This is a genomic window from Blautia schinkii (genome assembly GCF_013304825.1).
Taxonomy (GTDB): Bacteria; Bacillota; Clostridia; order Lachnospirales; family Lachnospiraceae; genus Blautia_A; species Blautia_A schinkii_B.
In genome coordinates this window covers 278,740-290,368 of sequence record NZ_JAAWUO010000002.1, presented here as the reverse complement: position 1 = coordinate 290,368, position 11,629 = coordinate 278,740, and the positions used below count along the sequence as shown (strand labels likewise).

The window sequence follows — 11,629 nt, the reverse complement described above, 5'->3', positions numbered from 1 at the left end:
GGGTAATCGAGCAGGAAGCCCCCACTTCAAAATCGTAAGATTTAAGTGGTGGGAGAATGTCACGTACCCCACACATCAGATCAGTTTTCATACAATTTCGGCATTGGATACTTTGAAATTTGCAGGAAGTGAGGTCATATATGGCGAAAAAAAATAATAACAATTTATTTTTTACCTGTAGCCTGATTGAGTATATAGGACGAAACAGAAAACAACATCGGCGGGAAATCACAGATTATCTTGGCTTGGAAAACATAAAGAGAATATACGATTATGCGGATGTATTTCACTGTGAGCCAATACAAAAAGTTGCAGCAGAGTTTATGGAACAATGCAATATTCCGGAAGGGGAATTTGACAATGTATCCATGTGCAGATATACGGTTCCGGATTACTGGGATATTGGAGAAGTATATGAGCGATTAATAGAAGACATATATGATGATGCGGAAATCGAAAAAGGAATATGGGATATTTATCATTCCTGGATTGATGCACATATTTCGGACTATAATACAGATTTTTATTATCAGCCGAGAGATTATATAGCAGCATGCTATAAAGCGGGAGAAATCCTGTAAAAGATAAACAGAAATTCAAATCGCAATTAATACTTGCAATTAACAGACATTGGTGTTACAATGAACGAAACTAAGAACTTGTTGGCATAGGAGTGGGCGAGAGCCCGCTCCTATTTGCTGAGAAGGAATTTGTTCAGAAATACTTATAACAGCAGAAAGAAGAAAGGCAGGTGGGAGCATGAGCAGACGGGAAGAATATGAACAGAAGGCAGAGGCGATCCTTACACCGATCGTAGAGTCCAGAGGCTTTGAGCTGGTAGATGTGGAATATGTCAAGGAAGCAGGATGCTGGTATCTCCGCGGCTATATTGACAAGCCGGGTGGGATCACAGTAAATGACTGCGAGGATGTAAGCCGTGCATTCAGCGACATCCTGGATGAGCAGGATTTTATCGAAGACAGCTATATTATGGAGATCAGTTCACCGGGACTTGACCGGCCTCTTAAAAAAGAAAAAGATTTTAAGAGAAGCCTTGGCAAGCTGGTGGAGATCCGTACCTACCGGCCGATCGAGAAACAAAAAGAGTTCTGCGGCATTTTAAAGGCATATGATAGTAACAGTGTGACAATCGATGAAGACGGTACAGAACGCACCTTTGATAAGAAAGATATCGCTCTGATTCGTCTTGCAATTGAATTCTAAGAGAATCGAATCTGTAAAAGTTCAGGAGGAAAAAAAGGAAAATGAGCAGAGATTTAAGAGACGCGCTGGATATTCTTGAAAAAGAGAAGAACATCAGCAAGGATACACTGCTGGAGGCAATTGAGCAGTCACTGATCCAGGCATGTAAGAACCATTTCGGAAAAGCAGACAACGTTCACGTTATGATCGATCCGGAGACATGCGATTTCAGTGTATATGCAGACAGAACTGTAGTAGAGCATGTGGAAGATCCGGCACTTGAGATTTCTCTGGTGGATGCACAGAAAACAAACACCAACGCGGAGATTGGCGATATCATGAAAGTTGAGATCCAGTCAAAGGAATTCGGACGTATCGCAACACAGAATGCGAAGAACGTGATCCTTCAGAAAATCCGCGAGGAAGAGCGAAAAGTTCTCTACGATCAGTACTACGGAATCGAAAAAGAAGTTGTAACAGGTATCGTTCAGAGAGTAATGGGCAAAAATGTCAGCATCAACCTTGGTAAGGCAGATGCAGTACTCACAGAGAACGAGCAGGTAAAAGGCGAGACATTCCAGCCAACAGAGAGAATTAAGGTATACATCCTTGAGGTTAAGGATACACCGAAGGGACCACGTATCCTGGTATCCAGAACACATCCTGGTCTTGTAAAGAGACTCTTTGAGTCCGAGGTTGCTGAGGTAAGAGATGGTACTGTTGAGATCAAGAGCATTGCCCGTGAGGCAGGTTCCCGTACAAAGATTGCGGTATGGAGCAATGATCCGGATGTAGATGCTGTGGGAGCATGTGTTGGTATGAATGGCGCACGTGTAGGTGCGGTTGTCAACGAACTTCACGGTGAGAAGATCGATATCATCAACTGGGATGAGAACCCGGCTATCCTCATTGAGAACGCGTTGAGCCCTGCAAAAGTTATCGCAGTTATGGCTGATCCTGATGAAAAAACAGCTCTGGTAGTAGTACCGGATTATCAGCTTTCCCTTGCGATTGGTAAAGAAGGACAGAATGCACGTCTTGCAGCAAGACTGACAGGATTCAAGATCGACATCAAGAGTGAAACACAGGCAAGAGAGTCCGGTGATTTTGATTACGATGAAGAGCATGAGGACGCAGAGGAAGAACTGACAGAAGAAACTATTTCCGAAGATTTTGAGGAAACAGAAGAAATTGCAGAAGAGACAGAAACAGAAGCTGAAGAAACAGCAGATGGAGATGCCGAGGAATAATGAAAACGAGAACCAAGATTCCCATGCGTCAGTGTACCGGCTGCAGGGAAATGAAAAGCAAAAAGGAAATGATACGAGTTCTCAGAACATCAGAGAATAAGATCATCCTGGACGCTACAGGTAAGAAAAACGGACGCGGCGCATACCTTTGTTTCTCAGAGGAATGCCTGGAGAAGGCCATCAAGAACCATGGTCTGGAGCGTTCTTTGAAAATGGCAGTCCCGGATGAAGTGTATCAGAACCTCAAGAAGGAGTTCGAATCAATTGAAAAACAATAAGGTTTTATCACTTATCGGACTGGCAACAAAAGCAGGAAAAACAGTGAGCGGAGAATTCTCCACAGAGAAATCCGTAAAAACAGGAAAAGGTTTCCTGGCACTGGTGGCAGATGATGCCTCCGAAAATACAAAAAAGAAATTTCGGAATATGTGTATCTATTACGAAGTTCCGTTATATTTCCTTTCAGACAAAGAGAGCCTGGGCAGAGCAATGGGCAAGGAATTCCGTGCCAGCCTCGCCGTGCAGGACGAAAATTTTGCAAAGGCAATGATCAAAGAGCTGGAAAAAGAATCCGGCAGATAAAGCTTTGATGTCTGTAAGGAGGTTTGATTTATAGTAATGTTAAAAGATAAATTCAGCAAATCGGGAAAGGAGCAAAATAGACAATTGGATACTCCAAAAACAGAAGAAAAAACAACAACGGTGAATACAGAGGGTAACAAGTCTGAAGCACCGAAAAAGAAAAAGAATATTATCCGTGTATTTCATGCACAGAATGCCAGCGATGGCGGTAAAGGAAGAAGAAAACCGGCAGCAGGCGAGAGAAAGGGACCGGCACGTCCACAGAACGGCGGTCAGAGAAGCACAGGAACAAACACAAGAAACGGTGAGTCCGGTGAGCAGAGAAACGGCCAGGGAGGCCAGAACCGTTCCCAGGGCGGAAGACCGCAGGGCAGCCGTCCGGAAGGAAGAAGAGACGGAAACCGTGACGGAAGAAGTTTCGAGGGAAGAAGAGACGGAGGAAACCGTTTCGGAGGAAACCGTTCCCAGAACGGAGAAGGTCGTCCGGCAAGACAGGGTGAGGGAAGCAGAGGCCCACGTCAGAATGACGGAAGAGGAGGAAGCCGTTTCGGCGGTGGAGCAAACCGTGGCCAGGGAGGCCAGGGCGGAAGCTTTGAAGGAAGAAGAGACGGAGGAAACCGTTTTGGCGGTGGAGCAAACCGTGGCCAGGGAGGCCAGGGTGGACGTTCCGAAGGCGGAAGAGGCGGAGATAACCGTTTCGGCGGAGCAAACCGTGGTGGCCAGGGCGGCGGACAGCGTCCGGGACAGAGAAGAAGCGGTGGAGCTTCAGATACTGTATTCACACCGGAGCTGACCAAGACATCTAAGGACAGCAAGCGTGAGCGTGACAGAGAGAACAAGAACAAAAAGAAAGATTTTGAGAAAGCCGGTCAGAGTGGACGCAGACCGAATCAGGGTGGACGCAGACCGAATTCCAGAATTCCGAAAGCACTTCAGAAACCGAATCCACAGCCAAAGCAGGAAGAGAAGAAGCCGGAGATCAAGGAAATCACCATTCCGGAGAAGCTTACCATCCGTGAGCTTGCGGACGCGATGAAGATGCAGCCGTCCGTGATCGTGAAGAAACTTTTCATGGAAGGTGTTATGGTAACAGTAAACCAGGAGATTGACTTTGATAAAGCTGAGGAGATCGCACTTGGTTTCGATATCATCGCTGAGAAAGAAGAGAAAGTCGATGTGATCGCAGAACTTCTCAAAGAGGATGAAGAGGATGAAGACGATATGGTTCCAAGACCTCCTGTAGTCTGCGTCATGGGTCATGTTGACCATGGTAAAACATCTCTTCTTGATGCAATCCGTAATACAAACGTAACAAGAGGCGAGGCCGGCGGAATCACACAGCACATCGGTGCTTACGTGGTAAATATCAAGGGCCAGAAGATCACATTCCTGGATACACCAGGACATGAGGCATTCACAGCTATGCGTATGCGTGGTGCAAACGCCACAGATATCGCAGTTCTTGTAGTAGCAGCAGATGATGGTGTAATGCCGCAGACAGTAGAGGCGATCAGCCATGCAAAAGCAGCAGGCGTTGAGATCATCGTTGCTATCAACAAGATTGATAAGCCAAGTGCAAATGTAGAGCGTGTAAAACAGGAGCTTTCCGAGTATGAGCTGATTCCTGAGGACTGGGGCGGAAGCACTATCTTCGTTCCTGTATCTGCTCATACAGGAGAGGGAATCGAGAGCCTTCTTGAAATGATCCTTCTTACAGCAGAGGTTTCCGAGTTGAAAGCCAATCCGAACCGTGAAGCAAGAGGTCTTGTTATCGAGGCTCAGCTTGACAAAGGTAAAGGACCGGTTGCCACAATTCTTGTGCAGAAAGGTACTCTCCATGTAGGAGATTTCATCGCAGCAGGTGCATGTAACGGTAAAGTACGTGCAATGATGGATGATAAGGGACGCCGTGTAAAAGAGGCCGGCCCGTCCACACCTGTTGAGATCCTTGGACTTGGTGATGTTCCGAATGCAGGTGAGATTCTGATGTCCTTTGAGAGCGATAAAGAAGCCAAGAACTTTGCAGGCGCATTTGTTACAGAGAATAAGAGCCGTCTTCTTGAGGAGACAAAAGGCAAACTTTCTCTTGATAACCTGTTTGACCAGATTCAGGCAAGCGATCTTAAAGAGCTTCCGATCATCGTCAAAGCCGATGTACAGGGATCTGTTGAGGCTGTTAAGCAGAGTCTTACAAAACTTTCCAATGAGGAAGTTGTGGTTAAGGTTATTCACGGCGGCGTAGGTGCCATCAATGAATCTGATGTGAGCCTCGCTGCAACATCCAACGCTATCATCATCGGATTTAACGTTCGTCCGGATACCACAGCAAAACAGCTTGCTGAGCAGGAGGGAGTAGATCTCAGGCTTTACAAAGTAATCTACCAGGCAATCGAGGATGTAGAGGCAGCTATGAAGGGTATGCTGGATCCTGTATTCGAGGAGAAAGTAATCGGTCATGCAGAGGTTCGTCAGCTGTTCAAGGCATCTGGTGTGGGAACTATTGCAGGAAGCTATGTGCTTGACGGTACATTCCAGCGTAACTGTAAGGTTCGTATCACAAGAGGCGAGGATCAGATCTACGAGGGCGAGCTTGCATCCCTTAAGAGATTTAAAGATGATGTCAAGGAAGTACGTGCAGGATATGAGTGTGGTCTTGTATTCAATGACTTCAACGATGTCAAGGAAGAAGATAAAGTCGAAGCGTATATCATGGTAGAGGTACCAAGATAGGAGTGACTCTAAATGAGAAAAAACAGCATTAAAAATACACGTGTGAATGGCGCAGTTCAGAAAGAACTCAGCACCATCATACACGGGGAAATCAAAGACCCGAGGATTCATCCAATGACTTCCGTAACGGCAGTGGAAGTAGCACCGGATCTTAAGACCTGCAAAGCCTACATCAGTGTGCTGGGCGAACAGCAGGCAAAAGATTCCACACTTCGCGGCCTGAAGAACGCGGAGGGCTATATCAGGAGAGAACTGGCCAGAAGACTGAATCTCCGCAATACACCGGAAATTCGTTTTATCCTGGATGAGTCCATTGAATATGGTGTCAATATGTCAAAGAAAATCAATGATGTAATGAATGGGATGGAAACAGAGGAATAGGTGGAAAAAATGAAAAACATTTCAGAAATACTGGAAAATGTAAAAACAGTGGGCATCGGCGGCCACATCCGTCCTGATGGAGACTGCATCGGTTCCTGTATGGCTCTGTATCTCTATCTTCGGAAATATTATCCGGAGATAGAGACAGATATCTATCTGGAAGATCCGAAGTCTGTGTTTAATTATATTGACGGAATGGATGAGGTTAAGACAGAAGCAGAGGCAGATAAGGTTTATGACCTGTTTATCACTTGTGATGTCAGCGCGCTGGACAGACTTGCTGTTGCCCGGAAATATTTTGACACAGCAAAAAAGACAGCCTGCATTGATCATCATGTGAGCAACAATGGATTCGCTGACATCAATTATGTAAAAGGTGATATTAGTTCTGCAAGTGAAGTTCTTTACGGACTTCTGGATGCAGAGAAGATCGATCGTTCTATTGCAATCCCGATCTACACGGGAATGGCACATGACACCGGCGTGTTCCAGTATTCTTCCACAACACCGGAAACCATGAGGATTGCCGGTGAACTGATGAAAACAGGATTTGATTTCAGCAGGATCATCGATGAATCCTTTTACCAGAAAACATATCTTCAGAATCAGGTCATGGGCCGTGTTCTGGCAGAGAGCATTCTTCTCCAGAATGGCAGGTGCGTGGCCGGATATCTGAAAAAGAGAGAGATGGATTTCTATAGTGTGGAAGGAAAGGATCTGGAAGGAATCGTAAGCCAGCTTCGTCTTACTGCAGGTGTAGAGGTTGCGATCTTTATCTATGAGATAGAGACACAGAGATTCAAAGTCTCTCTTCGTTCCAACGGAAAGGTGGATGTGAGCAAAATCGCTGTGTTTTTCGGAGGCGGCGGGCACGTACGTGCAGCCGGCTGTGACATGCAGGGTTCCATGTACGATGTGATCAACAACCTTACCGCTGAGATTGAGAAACAGCTTACAGAGGAGTAAAGATAAGATCATGGACGGAATACTTGTGATCCGAAAGGAAAAAGGTTATACCTCTCATGATGTAGTTGCAAAGTTACGTGGAATTCTCCACATGAAAAAAATCGGCCACACAGGAACTCTTGACCCGGCGGCAGAGGGAGTGCTTCCTGTTGCACTTGGCAGAGGAACCCGTCTGGTGGAGCTTCTTACCGAAAAAGAAAAAACATACGAGGCAGTCTTAAGACTGGGTGTTTCCACAGATACCCAGGATATGACAGGAGCAGTTCTTTCTGAGAAGCCGGTAACTGTTACAGAAGAGGAAGTCCGTGAGGCTGTGGAATCTTTTGTGGGGGAGCAGATGCAGATTCCACCAATGTATTCTGCACTGAAGGTAAACGGAAAGAAGCTTTACGAGCTGGCCAGAGAAGGAAAAACCATAGAGCGTAAGCCACGCCCTGTGGTTTTTTATGAGATAAGGATCCTGGATACGTCTCTGCCACTGGTACGTATAAGCGTCACTTGCAGCAAGGGAACCTATATCCGCACACTTTGCAATGACATAGGAGAAAAACTTGGCTGCGGCGGTGCTATGGAGGAGCTTCTTCGGACAAAATCCGGGAATTTTACACTGGAAGAGAGCCTGACGCTTTCCCAGGTAGAAGAAGCGGTTGCTGAAGGAACGATCCTTGAAAAAATCGTTCCGATCGAAGCTGTGCTTTCTATGTATCCTGCTCTTACGTGTACAGTAGAGGGAGACAGACTTCTTTGCAACGGAAATCCTCTCCCGGAAGAAATGGTACAGGGAGGAAGCAGGCAGAAAAACGTCCGCATGTATAAAAGCAGCGGGGATTTCACAGGAATATATGGCTGGGATGAGCGAAAAGAGAAATACGTACCGGTCCGTATGTTTTTTGTGTGATCTGTAATGGACATGGCAGGAGTAAATATGGAATACTTGAAGATTGACGGAGAATTTCCGCGCCTTTCCAAAAGTGCGGTGACATTGGGAAAATTTGACGGCATACACCGCGGCCATCAGAAACTGGTGGAAAACATTCTGGAGCAGAAAGAAAAAGGTCTTCAGACAGTGCTTTTTTCCCTGGGAATCGGCAGTCAGATGATCTTTACAAAAGAAGAACGGTGCCACATCCTTGAAAAGGCAGGAGTAGATGTTCTGGTAGAATGTCCTCTTGATGTCCGGATCCGCCATATGAAAGCAGAAACTTTTATAAAAGAGATCCTGGTAGGAGATCTTCAGGCTGAGCATGTTGCAGTAGGTGAAGATTTCCGGTTCGGATATGAGCGGAAGGGAACACCGGAGCTTCTTGCTGAAATGGGAAAGAAGCTTGGCTTTTCAGTGGATATCATTCCGAAAGAAATGGAAGGCCGACGAAAAATCAGCAGTACTTTTATCCGCGAAGAACTTAAAAGAGGAAATATGGAAAAGGTCAACGATCTTCTGGGATTTTCCTATTTTGTGGACGGTGTGATCGAACATGGCCGGGGAATGGGACATAAAGTTCTTCTTCCGACAACAAATATCGTTCCGGTAAAAGAGAAGCTGATGCCGCCAAACGGAGTCTATGATACAGTGTCCCATTTTGGAAACCGAAGCCTTTATGGAATCACCAATGTGGGATACAAGCCTACAGTAGGCGAGAGATTCCTTGGCGTGGAGACATATCTTTTTGAATGTGAGGAGGATCTGTACGGGGAACCTTGCAGAGTAGAGTTTCTTCATTATTCAAGACCTGAGAAACGTTTTTCTTCTATAGAAGCACTGAAAGAACAGCTTCTGAAAGACGCAGAAAAAGGAAAGGCCTATTTTACAAAAAACTTTTCGAAAAAACAGTTTACAGGGCAGTAACCGTGTGCTATACTGTTCGAGGTGAAAAAAGCCAGTATTCAGAAGCCGGAATCTCCGACCACTTCTTAATACCCGGCGTTTAATTTAAAATTTCAAGGAGGAAATAACAATGATTTCTAAAGAGAAGAAAGCAGCAATCATGAAAGAGTATGCAAGAACAGAGGGTGACACAGGTTCACCGGAGGTTCAGGTTGCAGTTCTTACAGCAAGAATCCAGGAGCTCACAGAGCACCTTAAAACACACCACAAAGATCATCATTCCAGAAGAGGTCTTCTGAAAATGGTAGGTCAGAGACGTGGCCTTCTTGCTTACCTTAAGAAAACAGACATCGAAAGATACCGTGCACTGATTGAGAAATTAGGTTTAAGAAAATAATTGCTACGGGAGGGGCGGATGATTCCATCCGCCCCATTTTAACATGTGTGACAACACAGACGGAATTACCACAGGAGTGATTTCCGAGACTACTGAAAAGCCCATTTCCGGTTGAGATCTTTTTCCAGGGGAAGTGGTCTTTTCAGTTGTTTCGGACTCCTGTTAAAATTCAATATATTATCAGAAAAGGAGAACGAATATGTACAAAAGTTATTCCATGGAACTTGCAGGAAGAACACTGACTGTAGATATCGGACGTGTTGCGAAGCAGGCTAATGGTGCTGCTCTTATGCACTATGGTGACACTACAGTTCTTGCTACAGCTACCGCATCCAAAGAGCCGAGAGAAGGAATTGATTTCTTCCCGTTAAGCGTTGAGTATGAGGAGAAGATGTACGCAGTAGGAAAGATCCCGGGAGGATTTAATAAGAGAGAAGGTAAGGCAAGTGAGCATGCTATCCTTACTTCCCGTGTTATTGACCGTCCGATGCGTCCTCTGTTCCCGAAGGATTACAGAAACGATGTAACACTGGTAGACATGGTTATGTCTGTTGACCCGGAGTGCAACCCGGAGATCCCGGCTATGCTTGGTTCTTCTATTGCAACCTGTATTTCCGATATCCCGTTCGATGGTCCATGTGCAACTACACAGGTTGGTATGATCGACGGTGAGTTCATCATCAACCCGACACTTGTACAGAAATCTGTTTCTGACCTTCAGCTTACAGTAGCTTCCACAAGAGAGAAAGTTATCATGATCGAGGCCGGAGCTAACGAGATCCCGGAGGACAAGATGATCGAGGCCATCTACAAGGCTCACGAAGTAAACCAGGAGATCATCAGATTCATCGACCAGATCGTTGCTGAGTGCGGAAAAGAGAAACATTCCTATGAGTCCTGTGCAGTACCGCAGGAGCTCTTTGATGAGATCAAGAAGATTGTTCCTCCGGAAGAGATGGAGGTTGCTGTATTCTCTGATGACAAACAGACACGTGAGAATAATATCAGCGAGATCACAGACAAGCTGAAAGAAGCTTTTGCAGATAACGAAGAGTGGCTTTCTGTTCTTGGCGAGGCTGTATATCAGTACCAGAAGAAGACTGTACGCAAGATGATCCTCAAAGATCACAAACGTCCGGACGGCCGTGAGATCAGACAGATCCGTCCTCTGGCAGCTGAGACAGACATCATTCCGAGAGTTCATGGTTCTGCCATGTTTACAAGAGGACAGACACAGATCTGTACAGTTACAACACTGGCTCCTCTTACAGAGGCACAGCGCCTTGACGGACTGGATGAGTTCGAGACATCCAAGAGATATATGCATCACTACAACTTCCCGTCCTACTCCGTAGGTGAGACCAAGCCTTCCAGAGGACCGGGACGTCGTGAGATCGGTCACGGAGCACTTGCTGAGAGAGCACTGGTACCTGTACTTCCTACAGAGGAAGAGTTCCCGTATGCGATCCGTACTGTATCTGAGACATTTGAGTCCAACGGTTCCACATCCCAGGCAAGTATCTGTGCATCTACCATGTCACTGATGGCTGCCGGTGTACCGATCAAGAAACCGGTTGCAGGTATTTCCTGTGGACTTGTTACAGGTGAAACAGACGATGATTACATCGTTCTTACAGATATCCAGGGCCTTGAGGACTTCTTCGGAGATATGGATTTCAAGGTAGCCGGAACACATGACGGAATCACAGCGATCCAGATGGATATCAAGATCCATGGTCTTACAAGACCGATCGTTGAGGAAGCGATCCGCAGAACAAAAGAGGCAAGAGAATATATCCTGACAGAAGTTATGGAGAAATGTATCGACAAGCCTCGTACAAGCGTTGGTGAGTTTGCTCCGAAGATCATCCAGATCCAGATCGACCCGCAGAAGATCGGTGATGTAGTCGGACAGAGAGGAAAGACTATCAACACGATCATCGAGCGTACAGGTGTGAAGATCGACATCACAGACGACGGCGCAGTTTCCATTTGCGGAACAGACCAGAAGGGTATGGATGAAGCAAAACGTATGATCGAGATCATCACTACCGAGTTTGAGGCAGGACAGATCTTTACAGGACGCGTAGTCAGCATCAAAGAGTTTGGCGCATTCCTTGAGTTTGCACCGGGCAAGGAGGGAATGGTACACATTTCCAAGATCTCCAAACAGAGGATCAACCGTGTTGAGGATGTTCTTACACTTGGCGACAAAGTTAAGGTTATCTGCCTTGGCAAGGACAAGATGGGAAGAATCAGCTTCAGCATGAAGGATGTACCGGAAGAAGCATAAAT

12 protein-coding genes are annotated in these 11,629 nt (G+C 46.0%); all 12 read left to right on the top strand.

Annotation, left to right across the window (positions count from 1 at the left end; translation table 11 throughout):
- Positions 1 to 140 precede the first annotated feature (140 nt).
- The 12 genes from HFM85_RS02785 (at position 141) to HFM85_RS02730 (ending at position 11,627) form a co-directional block, all read left to right on the top strand.
- Entirely contained in the window at positions 141 to 581 is a 441-nt protein-coding gene (locus tag HFM85_RS02785; RefSeq protein WP_173738705.1) for a hypothetical protein, read from the top strand.
- A 178-nt stretch (positions 582 to 759) separates the two neighbouring features.
- The gene (locus tag HFM85_RS02780; protein ID WP_173738704.1) at positions 760 to 1,224 is read left to right on the top strand and encodes a ribosome maturation factor RimP; all 465 of its coding nucleotides are present in this window, start codon (positions 760 to 762) and stop codon (positions 1,222 to 1,224) included.
- 41 nt (positions 1,225 to 1,265) lie between these two features.
- On the top strand, positions 1,266 to 2,453 hold the full coding sequence (gene nusA / locus HFM85_RS02775) for a transcription termination factor NusA (RefSeq protein ID WP_173738703.1): 1,188 nt from the start codon (positions 1,266 to 1,268) through the stop codon (positions 2,451 to 2,453).
- A complete protein-coding gene (gene rnpM / locus HFM85_RS02770) occupies positions 2,453 to 2,731 on the top strand; it encodes an RNase P modulator RnpM (protein ID WP_173738702.1) in 279 nt (92 codons plus the stop codon). The genes nusA and rnpM overlap by 1 nt, the downstream gene beginning before the upstream one ends.
- Positions 2,718 to 3,035, top strand: coding sequence for a L7Ae/L30e/S12e/Gadd45 family ribosomal protein (locus HFM85_RS02765; protein ID WP_173738701.1), 318 nt, complete (start codon positions 2,718 to 2,720; stop codon positions 3,033 to 3,035). Before rnpM ends, HFM85_RS02765 begins: the two co-directional genes overlap by 14 nt.
- An 84-nt stretch (positions 3,036 to 3,119) precedes the next feature.
- The gene (gene infB, locus HFM85_RS02760) at positions 3,120 to 5,765 is read left to right on the top strand and encodes a translation initiation factor IF-2 (protein ID WP_330594687.1); all 2,646 of its coding nucleotides are present in this window, start codon (positions 3,120 to 3,122) and stop codon (positions 5,763 to 5,765) included.
- Between the two features lie 12 nt (positions 5,766 to 5,777).
- Positions 5,778 to 6,146 carry a 30S ribosome-binding factor RbfA gene (gene rbfA, locus HFM85_RS02755; RefSeq protein WP_119240190.1) on the top strand — a complete coding sequence of 123 codons (369 nt, stop codon included), beginning with the start codon at positions 5,778 to 5,780 and terminating at the stop codon, positions 6,144 to 6,146.
- Between the two features lie 9 nt (positions 6,147 to 6,155).
- A complete protein-coding gene (locus HFM85_RS02750) occupies positions 6,156 to 7,112 on the top strand; it encodes a DHH family phosphoesterase (protein ID WP_173738699.1) in 957 nt (318 codons plus the stop codon).
- 7 nt (positions 7,113 to 7,119) lie between these two features.
- Positions 7,120 to 8,010: a tRNA pseudouridine(55) synthase TruB gene (gene truB / locus HFM85_RS02745; protein ID WP_334297443.1), complete on the top strand. Its 891-nt coding sequence runs from the start codon at positions 7,120 to 7,122 to the stop codon at positions 8,008 to 8,010.
- Between the two features lie 27 nt (positions 8,011 to 8,037).
- Complete coding sequence (gene ribF, locus HFM85_RS02740; protein WP_173738697.1) at positions 8,038 to 8,958, top strand: riboflavin biosynthesis protein RibF; 921 nt, start codon at positions 8,038 to 8,040, stop codon at positions 8,956 to 8,958.
- Between the two features lie 109 nt (positions 8,959 to 9,067).
- Positions 9,068 to 9,334, top strand: coding sequence for a 30S ribosomal protein S15 (rpsO, locus tag HFM85_RS02735; RefSeq protein WP_114001446.1), 267 nt, complete (start codon positions 9,068 to 9,070; stop codon positions 9,332 to 9,334).
- Between the two features lie 199 nt (positions 9,335 to 9,533).
- The gene (locus HFM85_RS02730; protein WP_173738696.1) at positions 9,534 to 11,627 is read left to right on the top strand and encodes a polyribonucleotide nucleotidyltransferase; all 2,094 of its coding nucleotides are present in this window, start codon (positions 9,534 to 9,536) and stop codon (positions 11,625 to 11,627) included.
- Positions 11,628 to 11,629 lie beyond the last annotated feature (2 nt).